General features: G+C 36.7%; 18 protein-coding genes and 1 pseudogene. 17 read left to right on the top strand and 2 right to left on the bottom strand.

What is annotated here, in order from left to right; genetic code table 11:
* Positions 1-2: 2 nt before the first annotated feature.
* From B091_RS0109780 to B091_RS0109715, 14 genes are all read left to right on the top strand, one after another.
* The gene (locus tag B091_RS0109780; RefSeq protein ID WP_018109822.1) at positions 3-494 is read left to right on the top strand and encodes a hypothetical protein; all 492 of its coding nucleotides are present in this window, start codon (positions 3-5) and stop codon (positions 492-494) included.
* 117 nt (positions 495-611) lie between these two features.
* Entirely contained in the window at positions 612-1310 is a 699-nt protein-coding gene (locus tag B091_RS0109775; protein WP_018109821.1) for a hypothetical protein, read from the top strand.
* Between the two features lie 3 nt (positions 1311-1313).
* Positions 1314-5597: a tape measure protein gene (locus B091_RS0109770; protein WP_018109820.1), complete on the top strand. Its 4284-nt coding sequence runs from the start codon at positions 1314-1316 to the stop codon at positions 5595-5597.
* 103 nt (positions 5598-5700) lie between these two features.
* Positions 5701-6129, top strand: coding sequence for a hypothetical protein (locus B091_RS0109765; RefSeq protein WP_018109819.1), 429 nt, complete (start codon positions 5701-5703; stop codon positions 6127-6129).
* Entirely contained in the window at positions 6126-8999 is a 2874-nt protein-coding gene (locus tag B091_RS0109760) for a hypothetical protein (RefSeq protein WP_018109818.1), read from the top strand. The genes B091_RS0109765 and B091_RS0109760 overlap by 4 nt, the downstream gene beginning before the upstream one ends.
* Entirely contained in the window at positions 8996-10561 is a 1566-nt protein-coding gene (locus tag B091_RS0109755; protein WP_018109817.1) for a hypothetical protein, read from the top strand. Before B091_RS0109760 ends, B091_RS0109755 begins: the two co-directional genes overlap by 4 nt.
* A 1-nt stretch (position 10562) precedes the next feature.
* Complete coding sequence (locus B091_RS0109750) at positions 10563-10922, top strand: hypothetical protein (protein WP_018109816.1); 360 nt, start codon at positions 10563-10565, stop codon at positions 10920-10922.
* Positions 10915-11931, top strand: a complete 1017-nt coding sequence (locus B091_RS0109745) for a hypothetical protein (RefSeq protein ID WP_018109815.1) — start codon at positions 10915-10917, stop codon at positions 11929-11931. Before B091_RS0109750 ends, B091_RS0109745 begins: the two co-directional genes overlap by 8 nt.
* The gene (locus tag B091_RS0109740; RefSeq protein WP_018109814.1) at positions 11928-13082 is read left to right on the top strand and encodes a hypothetical protein; all 1155 of its coding nucleotides are present in this window, start codon (positions 11928-11930) and stop codon (positions 13080-13082) included. Before B091_RS0109745 ends, B091_RS0109740 begins: the two co-directional genes overlap by 4 nt.
* 16 nt (positions 13083-13098) lie before the next feature.
* Complete coding sequence (locus tag B091_RS0109735) at positions 13099-13362, top strand: hypothetical protein (protein WP_155888314.1); 264 nt, start codon at positions 13099-13101, stop codon at positions 13360-13362.
* 149 nt (positions 13363-13511) lie between these two features.
* A complete protein-coding gene (locus B091_RS0109730; protein WP_025069547.1) occupies positions 13512-13838 on the top strand; it encodes a hypothetical protein in 327 nt (108 codons plus the stop codon).
* A 7-nt stretch (positions 13839-13845) separates the two neighbouring features.
* On the top strand, positions 13846-14241 hold the full coding sequence (locus B091_RS0109725) for a structural protein P5 (protein WP_018109811.1): 396 nt from the start codon (positions 13846-13848) through the stop codon (positions 14239-14241).
* On the top strand, positions 14226-14795 hold the full coding sequence (locus B091_RS0109720) for a hypothetical protein (RefSeq protein WP_018109810.1): 570 nt from the start codon (positions 14226-14228) through the stop codon (positions 14793-14795). Before B091_RS0109725 ends, B091_RS0109720 begins: the two co-directional genes overlap by 16 nt.
* Before the next feature lie 204 nt (positions 14796-14999).
* Positions 15000-15323 (top strand): hypothetical protein, encoded by a 324-nt coding sequence (locus tag B091_RS0109715; protein WP_018109809.1) that lies wholly within the window; start codon positions 15000-15002, stop codon positions 15321-15323.
* Between the two features lie 38 nt (positions 15324-15361).
* Here B091_RS0109715 and B091_RS0109710 read toward each other — a convergent pair whose 3' ends face one another.
* Together B091_RS0109710 and B091_RS0109705 are read right to left on the bottom strand one after the other, a co-directional pair.
* Entirely contained in the window at positions 15362-16675 is a 1314-nt protein-coding gene (locus B091_RS0109710; protein ID WP_018109808.1) for a site-specific integrase, read from the bottom strand.
* 367 nt (positions 16676-17042) lie between these two features.
* Entirely contained in the window at positions 17043-17405 is a 363-nt protein-coding gene (locus tag B091_RS0109705) for a hypothetical protein (RefSeq protein WP_018109807.1), read from the bottom strand.
* A gap of 511 nt (positions 17406-17916) precedes the next feature.
* Here B091_RS0109705 and B091_RS0109700 point away from each other — a divergent pair.
* The 3 genes and pseudogenes from B091_RS0109700 to B091_RS12955 all read left to right on the top strand — a co-directional run.
* Positions 17917-20193 carry an SEL1-like repeat protein gene (locus B091_RS0109700; protein ID WP_018109806.1) on the top strand — a complete coding sequence of 759 codons (2277 nt, stop codon included), beginning with the start codon at positions 17917-17919 and terminating at the stop codon, positions 20191-20193.
* 15 nt (positions 20194-20208) lie between these two features.
* Positions 20209-22515: a tetratricopeptide repeat protein gene (locus B091_RS0109695; RefSeq protein WP_018109805.1), complete on the top strand. Its 2307-nt coding sequence runs from the start codon at positions 20209-20211 to the stop codon at positions 22513-22515.
* Between the two features lie 64 nt (positions 22516-22579).
* A pseudogene (locus B091_RS12955) lies at positions 22580-22864 on the top strand (transposase); the annotation flags it as partial.
* Positions 22865-23036 lie beyond the last annotated feature (172 nt).

The raw sequence follows: 23036 nt of genomic DNA, 5'->3' as shown, positions 1-23036 counted from the left end.
TTATGGCAGCAGTAAAACATGATTCAAATACTGACATATTTAGAGGTCAGCTATTTGTGTTCATTAATGACAAGCCAATCGCTTACGGTAAAGATGCATCTATGAATGTATCAACTGAAGAGATTGATGTGAGTAACAAGATGGTAGAAGGCGACTGGAAAACCTCCTTGCCTGGAAAGAAAAGCTTTGGAATAACGAGTGAATCGTTATTAACACAAAAAGAAGATCAAGAAAGTTTTCCTTCTTTGCTCAATAAGCAGATTAAAGGAGAAACACTACCTTTTGTGTTTGGCCAAGCAAAAGTTACTAACCCAACCGCAACTGGTGGTGAATTCGAGTTAGATAAAACAAAGCCGCATTGGACAGGTACAATTATGATTACTTCTCTTGATGTTAAATCAACAGATGGTGACATTGCAACATGTAGTGCATCCTTTGCAGGTGTAGGAGCATTAAAAGAAGGAACTGTAACAGCAGAACCTTCTGGTTCTTAAGGTTCAGATAAATAGATTGTTTTAAGTAAGAAGAGAAGCCTATCCACTATTCGGATAGGCTTTTTTTGTCCTTTTACCACCAAATAGCCCCAATAATGCTAATAAATAAAAGGAGTTATGAACATAGCATTAGGTGTATTGGGATTTATATTAGCAATTCTTATTGGTTTATTATTCAAAGTTCATTTTAGGAAAGCACCCTCTATTATTAAGCTTACTATTAAGTCAGTAATTAGATGGGAACAACTTAATCAGAAAACATTTTCAGAGATCAACTATAATGATGAAGCTGAAATTGTTTCTCTCTTCTATGTGTGTAGTCCAAGCCGTGAACAGACCTCTTTTAAAGAGTTTAGAGAAACGCTAAAGGTAAGAGAAATCAAACGGATGATTAAGGACTTTCAGAATCAAACAGCCATCACGGCACAATTTCAGACCCTCACTCAATCCCCACAAAAGAAGAAGTCTAAAAAAGCCACAGAAGAGCAAACACCCCAACCTAAGATATTCATCAAAGACATTGTAGCAACACTAATCATGTATGGCCTAGATGCCAGCTTTGCGCTAAATGAAATGGAGCTATGTGATTTATCTTTATTCCAAAACGCAGCTGATAAAAAGATAAAAGATCAACTAACAACACAGCGTTTATGGACATTTTTAAGCTTATCACCACACTTAAATAAGGGTGCAAAGCCAGAAGACATACAATCATTTGCCTGGGAAGAATTGGATGATGAGGCTCTAACTGAAGAAGAAATAGAGCAAAGCAAAGATGAGTATGTAAGTTTTTTAAACAAGGGATTAAAATTATAGGCCATGTCAAAAAGATTAAGTTTTAGTATAGCAGTCAATCTATTAACCGAAAACTTCAAGAAAGGAACTAATACGGTTAAAAACTCTTTGCGATCCATACAGATGCAAGTGCTAACATTTGCAGCTGCACTTGGTGCAGGAGGTTTGGGCTTAACAGGGTTAATTAGTCGTTTTAGAGATGTAGCTAGAGAAACAAGCCGTGTGCTTACAGCCTTGAAAAACGTATCAGATGGTACAAGAGGCTTTGTTGATAATATGCGTTTCCTGAATGACATAGCTAAGAAGTACGGTTTAGAGATAAATGCGCTGACTGGCAACTTTGCCAAGTTTACCGCATCAGCAACACAGGCTAATATGCCTATGAAGGAGCAAAAGAAAATCTATGAATCTGTATCTCGTGCAATTTCAGCCTTTTCCTTGAGTGCTTCTGAAGGTGATGGCGTAATGTTGGCCCTCTCACAGATGATGAGTAAAGGAAAAATCAGTATGGAAGAATTGCGTAAACAGATGGGTGAGAAATTACCAGTCGCAATTCAGGCCATGGCAAAAGCTCTTGGTGTATCTATTGGGCAAATGGAAAAGCTTATCGGTAGTGGTAAGGTTATGAGTGCTGATATACTACCTAAGTTTGCTGATGCGTTAAATGAGATTATTCCGAATGTAGATACTGACAACCTGGAAACATCGTTAAGCCGTTTGAGTAATACTTTCGGAGAGATTGTTTCAGCCTCTGGTTTTCAGAATAAATACAAGGCCCTCATCGATGGATTAACCTCACTTTTGCAAAGTGCTTCTAAGAATATTCAAAATATAGTCGTTGGTCTTATCGCTACAATAGGGTTTATCATTACGAAAGGCCTTACTAAGGTTTATACAGGCTATGCTAATACAGGAAAGAAAATTATAGCGAATGCAACCACAGCTCATAATAAAATGAGAGCAGCCATTGCATCACGTGCTGAGGCTATCAACAAGCTTGAAGATTTAAAGCTACAACACGCACAAGCAACAGGTAGAAAACAAGTATCCTTAGCTAAACAAGTAGAAAGTGCCAAGCAAGCACTAAGTGCTAGAACTGCTGCTGTAAACAAAGCACATGAAAATGCTAAAGTAGCAGCAGCAGAAGCAGCAGCGATAAAGTCTAGAGGAGTATGGGCTACTGCATTTGCTACGATATCAGGAACAGTAAAAAGAATAGGCTTAGCTTTAAAATCAATGTGGAATAGCTTTGCTCCTGCTCTAATTGTGTCGGCTATAATCGCTATTATAGGAGCATTTACCAACATGTATCGTGAAGCCAAAAGGATTAGAAACATTTTTTCTGATTATAAAAAAGAACTTAAAAGTGTTGGTGATACACAAGAGGTAAAAGCCTTACAAACTCAATTGTCAATCATGAATGATAAGACAAGGAGTCAAAAAGAAGTAAACACAGCCCAGGCAGAACTTCAAAGAATGCTAGGTAAAGAGAAAGTTTCTCAAGAAGATATAAACAAGGAAGTTGCCAAAAGAATTGACCTGTTAAGAGCTGCTGCTGAAGTAGATCATTTACAACGTAAACAACTTGAAATTGAAGACAAAATAACAGAAGTTGTTGCTGAGCGTAACAAAAGGGTTCAAGAGGTTACTAGTGGAGATGCAAATGTCTTCGGTATGTTGTGGCAGGGTGTAAAAGGAATAGCTCATGATTCTTTTGGTTGGGGAGTTGGTTCTGATGTTGACTCTAGTATGACCGAAATAAACGAGCTATCCAAAGTCTTAGACGATGTAAACTCTAGGTTAAAAGATGCGGTTATAAAAGCTAATAGTTATTCTACACCTTCTGGAGATCCAGACGAAAAAGAACTCAAAGCGGCCGAAAAAAGAGCCAAAGAACTACTTGAGTTAAAAGATAAGAATGCACAATCCTTGATTGACTTAGAAGAAAATTTACGTGCAAAACGTTTAGCGCAAATTGAGCTGGACTATAACCGTGAGATAGCAACTATAAAGCAAAAGGAAAAAGAATGGCTTGCTGCACAAAACGGAAAACTAAGTTCAGACCAACAGGAAACTCTTGCTGCTTCATTGAAATTAGCTGAAGAGAAAAAGATTAAAGCTACTGAAGATGGAGAAAAAGAGATTTTAGCCACCCTACTTAAGTCAAAGGTTGAGTATCTCAAGGAATATGGAAGCTACCAACAACAAAAGTTAGCCATCGCTGAAGAGTATGCTAAAAAGATAAAGGATGCCGAAAAAGAAGGTAATACTTTTGAAGCTGACAGATTGCGCAAAGAAGAACAATCAAATATAGCTTCTGTTGATATAGCAGCTATTAAAGCAAAAATAGACTGGCAGGCCGTTTTGGGTGACCTTGGCTTTATTTTAGAAGAACAGCTTAAGCCTACACTTGAAAGACTAAAAGAGTATGCTAAATCAGATGACTTTAAGAATGCTACTTTTGAAGACCAAAAACTTATCTATGATGCTATCAACAAACTAGAGAAGCAAACATCAGGAGGCTTAAATAAAAAGATGTTTAGTGATGTAGCCACTGATGTTCAAAACTACCAAAATAGTTTGCGCAGTCTTATAGTAGCCAAAGCAAAAGAAGAAGCAGCAGCTAAGGAGCTTATCAAAGCAAATGAGAAGTTAAAGAAAGCGATAGATGCAAACAACCCTGAAAATATAAGTTCAGCACAAGGTGAAGTAGGTAATGCACAGACTGTTTTCGACCAAGCTGCTGAAAGTGTTGTAAACTTAACTACAGAAAATAATGAGCATGCTGAAAATTTAAAGAACTCAAGCTCAAGCGCAATAGGAGCATTACACAATCTTGAAGATGGACTGAATAATTTATCTTCTGGCTCATTAAAAAATGCCTTTCAAGGTTTGGGTAATATAGGTGAAGCTGTTGGTGGAAAAGTTGGCGGTTCACTCTCTAAGTTTTTTGAAGACAAAGGATTCATTGGAAAAATAATTGCTGCGATTGTCGGTATTCTTGATATTCTAAAAGAAGGTATAGGCACAATAATCTCAGGGTTAATTGACTCCATATTTAATGCTATTGATGGTATCTTATCTAATATTCTATCAGGTAAACTCTTTGAGCAAATTGGAGTCTCGTTATTTAAAGGAGTTAGAAACGTTCTAGATACCGTAAGCTTCGGCATATTTAACTCTAACGGAAATGCAAAAGAGGTAAATAACTTGGTTAAGAGCCTCACAAACTCGAATAAGTATCTAATTACAGCGATTGAAAAGCTGACAAATGAAATGTCTAAATCTGGTGGGTTAAAGTCCACTATCTACTATGAATCTGCATTAAATAAACAAAAAGAGAAGATTGAGAATGATAGAAGAATGTTGGAAGCTAAGATGGGCTACAACAACTCTCATCACTCCAACAACTATTATATAGGGAAAGCATTCAATTCAGAAGATTGGAAAAAAGCATCTGACTATGTAGGAAAGAAAGTCAGTAAAGTTGGTGATTTATGGAAACTATCAGCTGAAGATTTGGCCAAGCTCCAAGAACTACCTGATATTTGGGAAAAGATAAATAGAGGTAAGTATGATCAATCTGAATGGCTCGATGAATATATAGGTGATGCTAATACACTTATTGAACTAACAGAGCAATGGCAGGATGCTATTACAGATACAACATTTGATAGCATAAAGGGAGAATTAAAAGACCTTCTATCTGACTTTAAGGTGACTACAGAAGATGCCTTGGAAAGTGTAGAAGAGTTTATGAGAAAAGCTATTCTTCATTCAATCTCTTCAGGTACTTATGCTGATGAATTAAAGGACTGGCAGGCTGAATTTGCCAAAGCCATGCAAGATGGTATTCTTAGTGGTGATGAGGCTGATTATTTACGTACAAAATATCAAAACATCTTTGATCAAGCTTTAATTGATCGTGATGAGGCTTATAAAGCTGCAGGGATTGAAGACCTTGAAAAGTCACAAAGTCAAGATTCAACTAGAGGTTACTCTAATGCTATGGATCAAGATACAGGCGGTTCAATATTGGGCCGTGTTACAGGAATAGCAGAATCTTTGATATCTATCAAGACAATGCTAGGCACATCCACATTAGACACGTCCAAAGCCTTCGTCCAAACAACAGCCATCAATGAGGAGCTAAAAAAGCATACAAGCATATTCTACGAGATGCAACAGATGCAACTCAAAAGTTACAACCTGAATAAAGAGATGAGCAATAATCTAAGTGCTTTAGATGATATTAAATATAATATTGAATCCATTAACAGAAACACAAAAGGCTTAGCGCCCAGATAATATTAAGAAAAAGTAATGAAGGACCTATTCCATATCGGAGTAGGTCTTTTCTTTTACCCCCAAAAACAAGCAATAATGCTATTTAATAAAAGACTGTAACATCATGGTAGGAATAGCATTTATAGGAGATCAAGATATATACACCACTTATGGGGCAAAACTCATAGGTAGTAGTTTTGAGAATTTGCTTTGTCGTCCAGATCGTAAAGAGGAAACAGAGAATGATATGATTAGCCATCCAGGAGTGCAGGTATTTAATGATAATATTCAGCCTGCAGCCAAGGAAGTCGATCTTGTGTTTCTTATACAAGGAGAAAGCTTATCTGACTACTTGGAGAAATACAATGCCCTACAAGATGCTATAGATAACGATAAAGGTGATGGAAACTTTAGGCTGGATGTAGAGCCCTTAAATACAACATTTACTTTACGTAGAAAGACTTATACACCATTAGATACGCTTACAGAAAATGTAGGTAAGCTTATGGTAACAGTTAGAGAGTTAAACCCAAAAGATAGGATTAAATCATGATAAAGATAGGACTCATAGATTTTACACCAGAAGATAAAGTTCTTTCAATTATTGATAAGAATAATGTTGTCAAGGCAAAATATGCCATTGATAAAAATGATATGTGGAAGCACTCGCTAATGGGTGACAATTACATTGAGATATCTTTCTTTTTAAATTCTTATGTAGCATTCAAGCGTGCTGACTATATCCTTTGGGAGGGAGAAAAGTTTTCTATTCGATATGATTATCAACCTGAGCAGCAAAACAAACGAAAGTATAAATACACTTTGAAGTTTGAAGCTGTTGATATGTTCTTAAAAGATATTCAGTATTACTATTTAAGCCAGGACCTTAAAGAGTCTGAGTGGCGCTTATTTGGCAATCCTGAATACTTTATCAAGATAGCTGTTGATAATGCCAACCGTTACTTTGGTACTACTGATTTTAAAATAGGCAATATAGAACCTACTGAAGCAAAGGATATCCTCTTTGACGTAAACACCACCATCTTTGATGCACTTACTCAAATAGCTGAAGAGTATGATGCTGAATGGTATGTGACTGACAAGATCATTCACCTGGTTAATAAGCTAGAGTTTGGTGATGAAGTAGATTTTGAGACAGAAGTATCTGTACTTGAAATGAAGCGTGATGAAGGTGATAAGAAAGAGAAATACACTCGAATACTCGCTTTAGGCTCTGAACGCAATATTCCACGCAATTATAGAGAGACAACTGAAGGTGAAGGAGTAGATGCTATTTACTCTAAAAGATTACGCATACCATCTGCTAAAGGCTCTGTAATTGATGCATATCCTAACATGGCCAATGATGAGGCTATAGAGGGCACAGTAATTTTTGATAATGTCTATCCTAAACGAGTAGGCACTATTCAAGCCGTTGAAACAATCGAATATCAAGATAAGGACCAGGAAACAGGTAAGATTACTAAATGGGATGCCTACAAGATTAAAGATTCAGCATTAGTCTTTAAAGATGAATACCTATTACCCGGTATAGATTTAAGGCTTCAGTTTGTATCTGGAGATTTAAACGGAATGGACTTTGATCTATTCTTCAAGGAAAAAGGATTCACCCAAACCGACAACTCGCAGTACTTTGAAATCAAGCGTAATGATGATTACGGAAAGGATTTACCCAATGCCACGCTAAAGCCAAAAGTTGGTGATAAGTATGTTCTTTACGGCTTTGATATTGCACTGGTAGGTGATCAATACGTTCCAACAGCCGAACAAGAATTATACGATGAGGCTCTAGAATGGCTCGAAAAACAACAAAGAGATACAAGTGTGTATGAATGTCCAACAGCTATTCAGCACTTTACAAAGAATAACCTAGACTTAGATTTAGGTCAAAGAGTGAGGCTATTACTTGATAAAAGTGATAGATCTTCACGGATTATGGGCTTTGAAAAGAAGCTCAATAATATTTATGATGCCACATATACCGTTGGTGACAACCCCACCTACTCACGCTTCAACAAAATAGAGAAAGAAATTAAAGAACTTCAAGTTGAAGGTATGGCCCAAAGTCAGGCAGGCAGTATCTATATAATTAAGAACATAGATAGTACACGTCCAACTGACTTTAATGTTTTCAGCTCAAAAAAATCTTTAAACGCATTCCACCGCAAAGACCAAACAGACGAAACCGATTATCTCCAAAAGTTCAACAAAGGTATAGAAGTTGGTGGATTCATTGACTCAATGAGTCACGGTAGAGGAGCTAACATTGACGAACACGGTAATGCACAGTTTGAGAGTGTTGCTTCTCGTTCTTCTATCATAACCCAAGAGTTCATTTTTAATAGACTTCAAGCAAATGAAAGTGATAGTGTCTATACTGAGTCAGGAGTAATTGAAAGTGTTAACGAGATAGAAGAGAACACATTTTTAGTTCATTTCAAAAAGCGTTGGGAAACAGACTTCATTGCATTTCACAAGGACGATATCCTACGAGGTGTCGTGAATACACTTACTCAGGGCGGAGCTTACTATACCTCTTATGTACGTGTGTTAGATGTCAACACCTCAAGCAATCAAGCTACGATTCTAGTCTATTCTAATAGCGAAGTACCTGCACAGAAGAACTATCCTCCAACCTCTTTAATGATAATGCACCGATGGGGAAACGTTATCGATGAGTCAAGGCAAACTACGTGGTTTACTTCTAGTCGCGAGGGGCGAATGGTCTTTTTGCAAGGAGTGAATAAACCGATTTTGAATGATAATAACTACGGCTCATTTTGGGGGCTCCCAATTGGTTTAAAGGTTCTTGAACACCTACCAATTAACCCACAACATCCTTATTTAATGGCTAGAGGTATCATTTACCAAGATGCTTTGAAAATAGATAGGGACTGGAATATAGTGCCTGAAGTCATTGACAAGCTTGATTGGAAAGCAGACACTTATTACTCTGATGGAAGTAAGGAACCTTACGAGATACACGAAGTCTGGCATAACGGCTGTAAGTGGAGATGTATTGTAGATGGCACAATTCAAGAGCCTAAATGGAACGCTACCGATTGGGTTTTGATTAGTGGAGATTCAAGACTCTCTATGGCATTGGACAGCACCAATGGCACGGTGTTTCGTGCAGGCTTTGTCGATACTGCATTTATCGCACGGGTCTATTTTGGAAATACGGACATAACGGACGATATCGCTGCTACCGATTGGGAATGGCTCCGTGAGAGTAGCAACCCATATTCAGATATGGCTTGGATATCCGAACACAATTCGGCGACTAACCGAGTGGATATTACAGATGCCGACGTGGTGGGTTTGAAGACTAAATTTATATGCCGTGCCTTTGTGCGTTACGGCGACCAAATAATTAAAACAGAAGATTTTAAAACGATATGAGAAAGAATAGTAATATAATTCGTGCATTCGATGCGCTTACAATTGTTAAGGGCATTAACTCCCTAGGTGGCCCAGATAAGCAGGTTTACTATATCGAGAGCGATGTCTATGCACCCGATAGGCGCATTACTCCCTTGTTATTACAACCTTACGTTAACGTTTCCGATCCGAACGGAATTATTACTGCCGGAGATAAGGTTTCTGAATTGGTAGATGGTGCTTGGTATGTAGATGCCATAGACCCAAAAAATCGTGTTACGAAATCTAGTGCAGGCTCGACTTTGGACGACCCATTTACGATTGGTGACAACCATCGACTAATGGTGCGACTAAACACCGATAAGTCGGTTATGCTCTTCTTTGAGGGCGATTATTACGATTCTCGCAAGGGCTCTAAGATTCATATCTCGCTTAGTTATATGTTATCTACAACCCACAATTCGCAAAACAAACCTGCTCCAAAAGTCTTGCTTAGCAAGGGTGCTTCTTACACCTACAACCCGTTAGACGATTTAACGGAGCTTATTATCGAGTCGCAACTTGCAGACGATGGTAAGTTACTTCGTGGAGCTGTGGAATGGTGCGAGGTAGAGGGTACTAAGATTACTGCAATTTCGGATGCTATGCCTTACTATATATCAGGACAGCATTCGGATAAGTTAAAGATTAATCCTTCGCTTATGGGCGATGTGGTTATTCGTGCTAGGAATGTTAGCGAGGAATTTTACAACAAGGCTTATGGCATTAATAAAGTTACGGAGGGAGTTGACTTTGAAGATTTGAATTTTAGAAATCTAGCATTTGGAGAATGGGAGCCCGCGAATACAGAAATAGAATCTTATGGAAATAATGGAGTTAAAGCTTCAGCTAGTAAGTTTTCCTCTTTTCCTCGGGTTTATAAAAGCGCTATGAACTACAATATCGTTAAGGGCAGAAGATACAGTATAACATTTAATGGTAAATCTTTGATTGAAAAAACATTTATTGTTTCTATATCAAATATAAACGGATCAAATTCAATCTTAAACTGGATATTGAATTACAAGAAGGTATTTAATACTTTTTCCACAACATTTGTAGCTCCAATTTCCACAACCAGCAATACACTTATATATTTTTTCGCGAGCGACGATAACGTAGATTTTGAAAACACTATATGGGTTGAAAATCTTATGCTTATAGAGGGTGAAGGCGACAATATTCCTTACAATATACCTCCCGAAGATTACGCCCCCGACGGCATAATTAAAGGCAACTACCAATCCGACATGAAATTTACGCCCCTATATCCCAATATAGAGGCAAATGTAGTCTATCTAACTACACCCGTGATTAAGAAGGGTGTAGAGAGAATTAAAGCACAAGCTATGCTATCCACAAACAAGAAAATAATAACTAATCCAGAGAAACATTTTGACCTAAAATGGATACTTAAACCCGCAACGGCTGGAGGTAGCGAAACCGTGGTAGGTACAGGCGAATTTGTGGATATACCAGTCGCTAATCTTCCAGAAGGGCGAGTAATAGGATTAGACTTAGATTATAACTTTAAAAAACAATAATATGAATTATGTACTTGTATCTCCTGCAGTAGCGCAGGAATTAGGCAAAACACATAGAACTCAAGTCGGAGGGCTGTACGTGCTCGAAGACAAAGATTTCGATGCGCAAGATGGCGAATTTCTCTTTCAAAGAGTTGCAAAGCATGGTGGGCAAATAATATCGCACAGAGATGCTATTGCCCTACTTAATGGTGCTAAGTCCGCACCTGTTGGCGATATCCTTTCCGAAGAGGAACTCGAACAAAACAAAGTGGCTATGACTCCACTCGAGCCAGTAAGTAATTTACCCCAAACGACTAACTCATTTGACGAAAACGACCTAGTCACAACAAACGAAGAAAAGGAGGACGAAAATGAATAACGCATCTGCATTTGATTTTATAACGCTAATTATGGATGGAGACCAAGTGGCCGCGGCCCTATTTCCAACAAAACCATTAAAACAGTATCTAAAATTAGGTACATCCGTGGTTACACCAGACTGGAACAAGGTAGAAGAACAACCGTTAATCTACCCACGTATGCAAAGCCAAAATACTGGTCTAAGATTAACCACGATATCGGGTTCGGGGAAGTGGAAATACAACGACGTAGAGATTAAGTTCGACTCTGAAGGCCTATCGCTAGACAAGAAGTTTAAACGAGAAACGTACAAGGATGGTATAGTCGAAGTACCCGCCTTGCGTATCGTAGGCAACCTAGCCAGTGCCGACAACACCTCTGCCGATAAGTTAGATTTCTCGGCAAAAGTAATGGTTGGAGTATCGGAACTATCCGTAAATCCTACACTTACAATCTCTATCGAAGAGGTGGCAGGCGACCCCTACGACTCGTATATGGTAGCAAGTAATGGGGGTGTGATAGACAATTATACCGACTCGGTAATCTGCGAAGCCACCTTGCGAAAAGGTGGTGCAAAAGTAACAGATAGTGTTACTTACAAATTCTTTGCCGACCACCCCGATGGCCGTAAAGAGATAGAAGCCGATGCAGGCACACCGAACAAAAAAACATTTACAAAAGACGACATCGACAGCTCGCTAGTAGTAATGTGTGAAATGTCTGTTGCGGGAGTATTAGTATCGAGTGCCGTAATCCAGCTATTCGACGAGACAGACCCTATTATTATTAACACGCGCCCATCGGGGCCACTCGCATTTAGCATAGGAGGCAAAATTACATTTAACCCTATTGTAGTTCGTAGAGATAAGGGCATACCGCTTACAGGCTATAAATTCTCGTATCGCCTGCACAATATGCAAGGCGTAGAAACCTCTCGAAAAGAGGGTGCAAGCATAACAATTACCTCAGACGATTTAATTGCAAACGGTGGAGGTCTAGCCCTACACACAGACGTTAAAAAAATATGAGAGCAACAGCAACAGATTATATAACACTAATCCCAGAAGCACCAGTCTTACTCATATCTGGTCGGTGGGATGTAAATAAGGAATATACACGTGACTCTGAAGTTTTGCCCCTCGTCGAGCATGAAGGTTTATTCTATTCGCTTAATAAGGAAGGTATGACTAAAGGTGGTCTAAACCCCAAAGATGACTATGCAAAGAATGGCTCTAAAGCTACTTGGAAGCTCCAGAACTCCTACGAGATGGTGATTGTGAAAGCCATAGTTGCTGGAGGTGGTTTAGTCGGAGAGTTTGTCTTTTGGGATGGAAAGATGATGTCACAACAAGGTGTTGATAAAGCAGGCAACCCATCCACTAAGTATGAAGAGTTCAGAACAGGTAACTTTATTCCTAATTTGGTATTTGATGCTTTAACAGGAGATGTTATTGCCTTGAAAGGTAGGTTTGGTATGTTTTATATTGACGGTAGTGATATTGTAGGTAAAACTGCAGGTGGAGCTGAAGTAATGCGTATAACAGGAGAGCAGATTCCTGATGCTAGTGTGCTCAACGGTAAATGGAACAGTCTTTTTCAACCTGAGTATGACACATTAAACGAAACATTCGATTATGACGAGGATGAGATTAGGCCTTCTAAAGTATACCAAGGATCTTGGGATTATGACTTTAATTGTGATAAAGTAGGACAGTACAAGATATTCGATATAACAAGCTCATATATAATTAGAAATCCTACTCCAGGGCTAGAAGGTAAAACAAAACTAAACGTTATAGTTAGAGGGCCACGAGGAACTGTTCAAGATGTAATGTTAGGTTCGTACGGAACTGTTGAATTCTATGCTAGTGTTCCTGGTCACTATAATGCAGAGTGTTTCATAGAAATTGCATTCTCGTCAAATATTCACGTCAACCATGATAGAAGAACTCCTATAGCTATTTTCTCAGGTTTCACTGCCTTTGAATATAAAGCTACTCCAGCAAACACAACATTAATCGGAAATGATGGATTATACACGTCGTTTAGTTCAGAAGAATTCTTGCACTACAAGGCAGGAGAAGGTTTTGAAATAAGAGCAGACAGGTTTGGATTGAAAATAAGTAAAAGTGGAATACAAAAGTGGAATGGCAACCAATGGGTTGCTGCTAATATTTAAATAAAAATTGATGATTATGAAATGGTTGAAAAGTGGATTTCAGTATGCGATTATGAGTGGTGTTGTAAGCATTATAATTACTACTCTGGGGGTTGTTTTTAGCTCCTTAATTGGAGCGATAGTAGTATCTATATTGGCTTGTGCTATAATGGCACTATCCCTAGAGTTTGGTGCTTATCACGCATCTAAGACACGCCTGTTTGATTGGTACAATGTCTTAGCAGTTGGTCTGGGTTGGAGTGTAGGATTATTAATTGTAGTTGTATTATCGGTTTTGTAAACTAAGATGAAATGTGGGATGATTTAGGAAATTATATTTACGATGGGTGTCGGAACATCGTAATAGCAGCATACTCAGCTGTAGTAGCAACATTGGCCCCAATAGACCATATACTAATATGGCTATTTATCCTTTACGTGGTTAATTGTATGTATGGGTATAAAGCAGGAGCTAAGTTGAAAGGAGAAAGTTTTTCTATGAAGAAGATATACAACGGATTAAAACTCCTTGTAGCCTACTTCTTACTTATTATTCTAGGCAATAGGTCAATGTCCATAGTTGGCCAAGAAGGTAGTGCTATCGTGCTAGTGAATATCATTAGTGCCTGGTTCATGCTCTTCTATCTGATTAATATAGTAAAAAGTGTATCTCAGCTCCACCCAGAGAGCGAAGCAATCAGAGTATTGTATAAAGTGCTAACAGTAGATGTGAAGTACTTTATCTTGAGAAAAGTTGATGATAAATTAAAAAAGTGAGGTTGATATGTCAAGAGGTCTAAGAAATAATAATCCAGGGAATATTGAGAAAAATAGTACCAAATGGAAAGGTCTAAGTAAGAATCAAACAGATAGTAGGTTCTTTAAGTTTGAGTCGATGGCTTGGGGTTATCGAGCGATGTTCAGAACACTACGAACGTATAAGTCTGTACACGGAAAGAAAACACTAACTGATATGATTTCAAGATGGGCTCCACCTATCGAGAACAATACAGAGGGTTATATTCGTTTAGTGAGCAATCGAGCAAAGGTTTATCCGAATGTTGAAATTGACACTGAAAACAAGGCTTTAATGTGCCGTATCGTTGAAGCTATGAGCTATCAAGAGAATGGAGTACCTGGTAACATTTCTGAAATTGAAGAAGGATGGGAACTAATTTGAAATGGTACATAGGAATTGCCTTTGCTATTGGCATAATGCTAGGCTTCTTTCTCAATAAACAAGATTACAGGGTTGTAGTCAAAGAGGTAAAAGGAGATTCAATAAAGGAGGTGGTTCACGTACCATCTCCTTCAATCCAGCAATCTAAACTAGATATAGCTAGCTTACCTCATTATGTCTTCAAAGAAATAGTAAGAATAGACACAATTACTAATATTGCAATAGTTGACACACTAGCCATTTTAAGAGACTACATAGCCATTAAGAATTATTCCTATACTCTATTCAATAATGAGTATGGAAAACTCACGCTAGACCAAAATACGCAGTACAATAGCATTACTCACACTAGTTACAACTATGAGCCAATAAGACGAATTGAAACCAAACTGAAGAAGTGGCAAATACTAATTGGTGGGGGTTACTCAAGCAATAGCTATGTAGGCCCATCAGTTGGAGTTATCTATAAGAACTTTGGCGTCATTGGTGGGTATCGGTATAGTTTTAGTGAACAGAAGAATGTGGTTGACATGAGTTTTATATACACATTATAACAATTGTTGTAATATATTTGGATTCAAGCTAAATTATTACTATATTTGAATATTCAAAACTAAAGCAGCTCATAAAAATATGAGCTGCTTTAGTTATTTTAAAATGTAGCACTCAAAACAACCAAAACAGAATTTGAACACTATTATTACATGAAACCTCTCATCAAGTAAGAGGTAATTATAAAATAATTAATATTTAACAACATGTTAAAAATAAAATTTGGTCAGCAATATAAACTGACTAGTAAAAAGAGTGACTTTCAAATGGAAGCAATGTGTTTTGGTAAAATCTTCTTTTTTGGAGATAAAGAGCCTTCTTATGAGATTATTAATGCACAAGGCGCGTATGACTTTCAAGTCAGTAGTTTTACGGCAAAATCGCAATCATGGAATCCATACGTTTTTGTTCATAATAAAACTTTAAGAGACTCACTAGGTTTTAATTGGTCAATATTCATGACTAACAAAAAGCCTAGAGTGAGTATTTCCTCAGCTGATTTGAAAGATTATATAATTGAAGAATTATAAATTTAATAAAGCCTCTGTAAATAAAACAGGGGCTTTATCTATTTCCCACTAAAATATGGATGATCAATCAATCTCTTTGCATTGTCTTCAGCAGTAACCTTAATATATCTAATAGTCTGCTCAATCTTAGAGTGTCCTAGAATATCTTGAATAAACTTTAGATCGACACCAGCAAGATACATATTAGTAGCACCAGACCTGCGAGCTGTATGTGATGTTATAAATTTATATTTAGGCCCTACACTCTCAATTCTTTTACCGCCCCTGGTCTTAGTTAAAACAACCTCTTCATTTATTCCTGCTAATTTACCAAGTGCTTTAACCTGTTTATTATGCTTCTGATCACTAATGGCAGCAGGTAAGATGTTTTTTCTTCGTTCTAATATTTCCCTAACTCGAAAGTGCATAGGAATGAATACCTTCTTATCTTTCTTTACAGTCCATATACGGATAATATCCTCTTTGAAGTGAAGATTGTCCAATCTTGAATAGTCTGAATGCCTTAGGGCCGTAAAACACCCTAGAAGGAAACGATCACGCTCTTCTCTAAGTGAATTTATAGTAGAAACTAAGTTTTGATTTTTATACCCATTAGTACGCAGCAGTTCTTTAGTTATATCGAGATCATATATCTTTTGAATTTCTTCTTGAGTCAGATAAATAGAGTCTGTTTCTTCTTTTTCCGATTTAAAGTCTTTATCCATAAAGCCTGAAAAGTCATGAACCTTTCCTTTTGACTCATTCATGAATAGAGTAATGTTTTTAAATAGAGCTCCAATATAATTCTTCGTGTAATGAATAGGTGCTTCACCTTTCTTCTTAACATAAGTAGCATTCAACATCCAGTTCTTAAATTGGCTGTAAAAATCTATATCGATGTCTATAAATCGAAGTCTTGTCTTATGTGTTTTTTCAAACTCTTTTATCTTGTTTATAGTTGTGGTATATCCTTTTTTTGTCCTTTCAGATTTAGTTGAATTATCTCTGTACTTTTCAGCAAAAGAAACTAAGTACTGCTCAGATTCATTTTCGATAATACCACCAGCTTCAATATTCCGATTTCTTATTATTTCATCAATCTTATCACGTAGCATTTTTGGAGTTGGCACGATGAGGCCAAAAGCATTTATTGCATTTTCAATCAAATCAGCCCAGTCGGCTAATCGTATATTGATATGTGATGCTTCAGGATAATCTCTTACAGTACGACATCTATAGGTCTTGTCATTCCAATATTTAACAATAACTGTTTCACCAACTGCTATTTGATATCTTTGACCTTTATGTCTTACTACAGCTCTAACTGATGTAGTATCACTATTTTTATCCTTCAAGAAAAACTTCACTTCCATAATAAGGGCAACGTTTGGGGCAACAAATGAGTTGCTTGTTAATACAAATATAAGTAAACCAATCAATCAGATACGTGTATAGAGGTACTTTAATCCTTGTTTGGTTATTACGAAGCAAATAAATAGTACTTCCGCTTCGAGTACCACTCGTTGGAAAAGCCCTGTGTGATTTGCATCACACAGGGCTTTATTTTTACTGGGACTTTTTGGGGATCAGGGATCAGGGATCATGGCTCAGTTCATAAAGTTGGGGATTTAGCATATGGTTAATAGTAGAATCTTTACTGGATCATACCGAAAAGCTGTGGGATTTGCATATCAAGCATAGATTTTAGTCACCCAGATTGAATAAATGATACACCCACAATCACTCAATAACCAATTTCACATAATTATCTTGACCAGGGGCATTATACACTCTCTTGTCTAGAATATCTCTTACACTAAGGATATCCTCTAGCTCTCCTGCAAGCTCTAGATTTAAATTCGATCCATCTTGACAACTTTCAATATCGGTATCGAGAAAGTCTGAAACATGCAAATAGAATTTATCTAGTATATCTTCTAATGGATATTGCCAACTATCACCAACCTCTAACTCAAAAGAAAGAGCAATTCTTGAGTTCGTAGATTCAGAATCTTTCAAGTCTTTATATACGCCATCTTCAATTAGCTGATACTCCAACTCATTGCTGTATTTCTCCAATCTTAATAAGATTATATTCTTCATTTCTTCTCTTGTTTAATACTATGAGAAAGTTCTCTTCTTTAAAATCTTAGAGTAAAAATAGAGTTAGTTTTAAGTTTTAGACAATTCGAGAAAATTAAAGATTAAAAACACAAAAGAAACAGATAGATTTGACCTCGAATAGTACCAAATCAAAACAGTAGTATTACATAGAATAGCTATATCCCTACCTAGACATCATTTTATTATTTGCAGCTTTATTCTCTCCCATCTAAAAAACAAAAACAAGTATCACTTTACACACAAGGGCTTTAGCAAGCCAAACATTGACACAACATTGAAACAACCAATCTTGAAAGCTAAAAAATCCAAAATCATGAAATTAAAACATCCATTATTAAATGATATAGTTACTATATTAGACGCTGCTTTTAGAAACTCATGATTGAGATATATAGGCATAAAATAGCTAAGAGCGATAAGTTCGAGGTAATATATCTCCCTACTATCATCAAATAAGATTTACAATAAGTCAATACAATACTACAATAATATGAAAATCAAAAAATATATACTCTTAACAGGATTACTTATGGCTTCTTCAATGCAATTTATTTGTGCCCAAACTCAAAAAGGCTGGAAGTCTTTTTTGAAAGGAGATATCGAAACAGCAATTAGCAGATTTGAAAAGAAAGCAATGGATGGAGATACAGATGCGGCTTTTGTAACAGGGATGCTTTACCTCGATGATTACTTTGAAACATATAATATTGAACAAGCCACTAAGTGGTTGAAATTAGCTTCAGATAAAGGAAGTGGGCAGGCTTCTTATAATTTATTTGTACTGAACTACGATCAGGTTCTAGCAGAAACTGCGGCTACAACCAAAGGCTATCTAGAGAAATCAGCAGAACAAAACCTAGCACAAGCTCATATTTTTTTATCACTCTTGTACTCAAAGTCTAACCCAGTCTTGGGGAATGAGGAGCCAATATTTACTAAAGTAGCAGAACATTCACTTAAAGCTTACGAGCTTGAAGAAACTCCTCTTACTCATTTTTTAGTAGGTTCTCTTTATGCTTTTAACGATAAATTTGGCTTTGGGGTAAAGCAAGACATTGACTTAGGAATCGCACACCTTGAAAAAGCTTTTGAGGGAGGGTTTATAGCTGCAGCTATAGCATTGCATGACATATATTCAAAAGGAGAAGTGATGGCTCCTAACCTAGAGATGGCTACAAAGTATAAGGAAATTATAGATAGTGAGTTTGCTGATTTTTTTGCACTCTCTGTTGAGCTAAACACCCCAAAGCTATTTTCAGTATATTCTTTATTGAGTAAAGAGCAAGTATCAAATATAGTTCAAAAATTAGAGAAAAATGCTAAAGAAGGGAGCGCCTTTGCCAATTATCAATTGGCTCAAATTAACTACAATGGTATCCCTTATTTAGAGAAAAACAGAGAAGAAGGTTTATATTATTTAAAGCAAGCTGCTTCCCTACAAAATGCTAAAGCAATGTATGAGCTTTATGAAAAAGCTGATTATGCAAACAAAAATGAATACCTGCCTTATCTAAAACAAGCTGCCCAACAAGACTATATACCCGCTCTTATGAGACTAGCAAACTATTACAGAACTAGCTATGACGAGGGAGTGGAAAGATCAGATGCATTAGCTTGCTACATAAAAGCTGCAAATCTAGGGAACGTTGAAGCCATATTAGTACTAGCTAGTTTGTACGAATATGGAGACTATTATCTTGACTTAGATCAAGACCTAGGAGAAGTAATTAAGTGGTATACATTGGCAATACAAAAGCAAACGAATAATATTCGAGCCTATAAAAATCTTGCGAACATCTATTTAAACAAATCTACACCACCGAATGTAGCTAAAGCCTATGAGTTGATCAATCATGCTTACACACTTGATAGCAACGACAAAGAGGTATTAGCGATGTTAGCCAACATATATTCAATAAATGATTCTGAGTATAAAGATATTCAGAAGGCTATCACAATTTATGAGGCCTTGCTAGCAGATTCTGACTTAGATAAAGAACTAAGAAGCGAATATTCCTATGTACTCGGATTACTTTATATTAGTAATGAATTAGGAGACAAAAAAGAATATGATAGAGCTTTTGACTGCTTTACCGAAGTATTGAAAACAAAAAAACATGCTATTGCATACTTTAATATCGCCGAAATATATAGATTAGGACTCGGAAGATTTGGTATTGATCTACAAAAAGCAAAAGATAATTATCGCTTAGCAAAAGATAATTCTTACAACCAATACTACGAAGAACTAACAAATTTACATCTTGCTAACATTCTAATTGCATCCGATGATCAGAAAGAGCTCAAGGAAGCTATTGAATTATATATCAGTTTACTGTCAGATTATCCTAATAAATATGATTTCTCTGATGTGATTTTGACACATATACAGTTTAACAGCTCGCAAAAATGGCTTTACAATGTATATAGAAAAACAAAGTTACCACACTATCTAAATCACATCAATAAAGGAGCTAAAAGTGGTATAGTCGGCTTGCAATATTATAAAGCATTGCTAGACTATGAAACTAACCAAAGTAAAGGTATACAGGAACTTACAAAGTTGGCAGAAAATCAATACATTCCAGCCCTAAGAAAGCTCAGTGACTGGAGTGACGGAATGCAGAAAATCGAATGGAAAATAAAAATAGCTACACTAACAAACAGTGATAGCGATATTTATGATGTTCTGAATGCCTACAGATCTAATAACAATTATGAGAATGTATTAGTATGGTATCAAAAATTAAAAGACCCTGACTACTAGTTTTCTGAGTCAAGAGTGAAAGAAGCAAACGAAAAGTTACAAGAATTAAGGAAACTCGAAGATAGAGTAAAAGCTAATGATCCTGAGGCTCTGTTTACTTTGGCTATGGCCCTCCAAAGAGGTACATACGGAACAAAGAACATAGCTAGAGCTAAGAAACTACTCGAAAAAGCCTCAGACTTAGGTCATACTGAATCCTTATTATCTTTAGCCAAAATGTATGAGGATTCTGAAGATAAAGCCAAGCAACGAATCAGTACCAACTACTTCATTAAAGCGGCTAATAATGGAGATCATTCAGCAATAATAGAGGTTGGTAAAAGGTATATCAATGGAATAGGTGTAGAAGTCGATAGAGAAAAGGCTAAAGAATACTTCTTCAAAGCGGAACAATTAGAGCCCAATTACCTCGGAAGTTTCTACATCCGAATAATGAGAAACTATGATAATTTAATAATGCAAATAGAAGATCCGAATATTGAAGATAAGAACCCTATTTGGTGGAAGTTAAAAACATACTTTAAAGAGGGTGATGCTGTTAAAAAAGACGAGATTAGAGCTAACTACATTTTACATCAGCTCGCCAAGAATGGATATAGTAAGGCCCTAGTTGAGCTAGGAGAAAACTATGCTACAGGAACAGGAGTAGAGCAAGACTGGGAAAAAGCAGCATACTATCTCCGATTATCTAAGGAACCTGACAACGGTATATTAGAGATATATAATAATTATGTTGTACCAGTATCCCAAGGAGATAATAATGCTAAGTTAAACCTTGGCAAGGCTTACCTCGAAAGAAGTGCATTCAACAATAATCCTGCAATAGAAAAAAGGGCTTATGAATTGATAAAAGAGGCTGCTGATAGTGGCTTAGGAGAAGCTCAGTATGAAATGTATACCTTATATAATTCGAATCAACTCTCTTGTAAATCCCTAGAAGAAACAGATCTTAAGGCTCTAAAGTGGCTAAACAAAGCAATAGAGAATAATTACCCTAAAGCTGCTGTAACCTTGGCCGATAATTATACAAGACTAAGGATTCCAAATACTACACAAGAGGAAACAGATCTCGAAATAGAAAAGCTATACACCCAAGCTGCTATGCTGGATAGTGATTATACCATGAGTCTTGTAAACTTCTATTTGAATAGAAAAATAAAGATTGATAAGGTCATAGAACTTTTGGAGTCTATAGCTAACAAAGAATCTTCCTATGTATTTTTGCAATTGGCAAAAATTTATGAAACAGCAAGGTATGATAAACAAGATTTATCGCAAGCAAAAGCGTATTACGACAAATTGGTAGCTTTAGGTTATCCTGATTACAAAATCAATATTGGTGACCTCTATATTAGAGGTGATAAATCCCTACCCAAAAACCAAAATACAGCTTTAGAGTATTATACAGAAGCCCTCGAATGTGCATTATCTGACAATAAAAAAACGAATCTTACAATAGATAATATAGCCAGTTACTATACGAATATTGGAGATGGCTTACTTTATGGAAGAAACAATTTTGATAGAAACATCGAAGTATCTATTTTATGGCTTACAAAGGCTGCTGAACTTGGGAGCAAAGATGCTCAAGAGCAATTGTTTAAGCATTACAAAAATCAACGAGAATATACTAAATCGTACTTCTATGGTAAGCTTTCTGTTTATGATTATGAATTAGAGGCTGTGAGCAAACATTTAAATGGTGATCAGATAAATCAAATAGATATAGAAGTACAAGACTTTAAGGATAATTTAAAATATCTAGAACACGCTGAAGAATATAATCGTATTAAATCCTATGCCACAGAATATGCGGGTCGTCATACAATTGAATATGCCGATGCACACCTACAGGGCGAGATAGCAAAGAAAGATATAGCAAAGGCTATCGCTATTCTTGAAGACGGAGGTAAACGTGGCTATTTATATGCTTACAATAGGCTTGGGAACTTATATAAGAATGGAGATTTTGGTATAGAGCAAGACATGGACAAAGCTCTATACTATCTAAAGTTAGGGGCAAAAGCGGGAGATAGTAATTGTGCTCATCAGGTAGCAGACATCTATAATTTTGGCTTAGAAGGAGTAAAACAAGACTATGTTCAAGCTGCTGATTATTTCCAAATGACTGATATCAAGCAAGGGCTACATCATGCTCAGGCTAAATACAAATTGGCCTATATCTACTACAATGGCAAAGGAGATGTGAAACAGGATATTCCAAAAGCATATGACTTATTAAAGTTAGCAAGTGAAAATGGGGAGCCCTTGGCTAAAAAAGCGTTAGAAGAATGGGATTTCAGTACTTTGCCACGCCCATAAACACTACCTTTTTAGATTGACTATACGAGAAACTACAGGTTGTAAAACTTGTAGTTTCTCGTAATTACTTGCTCGTAGCAGATACNTGCTATGTAAAAAAGAAACCTCTTGGAGTAAATCCCAGAAGCATCGAGCAGAAATANTATTCCGTGAGTATCCTGATTTAAAGAAAGCCCATTATTTAGCCTAACATCTGGGTTTGAATAACATAGTACAGTTCTTCAATAACCGTTCTACAAATGCATCAGCTGAAAGCTTCAATGCTAAAATAAAATCTTTTAGAGCTAGTTTAAGAGGAGTAAGAGATGTAAACTTCTTTATTTATCGCTTGACTAAAATCTATGCTTGATATGCAAATCCCACAGCTTTTCGGTATGATCCCTAGATAAGCTAATGACATAAAACACAATAAAAAAGGTCCTAGAAAATCTAGAACCTTTTTTATTGTGTCGGGGTACCAGGATTCGAACCTGGGACCCCCTGCTCCCAAAGCAGGTGCGCTAACCGGGCTGCGCTACACC

Origin of the sequence: Bacteroides propionicifaciens DSM 19291 = JCM 14649 (genome assembly GCF_000375405.1) — a bacterium.
In the GTDB taxonomy this organism is placed as follows: domain Bacteria; phylum Bacteroidota; class Bacteroidia; order Bacteroidales; family Bacteroidaceae; genus Bacteroides_E; species Bacteroides_E propionicifaciens.
Note: the sequence above shows the minus strand (reverse complement) of the source record. Positions and strands in the feature narration are given on the sequence as shown.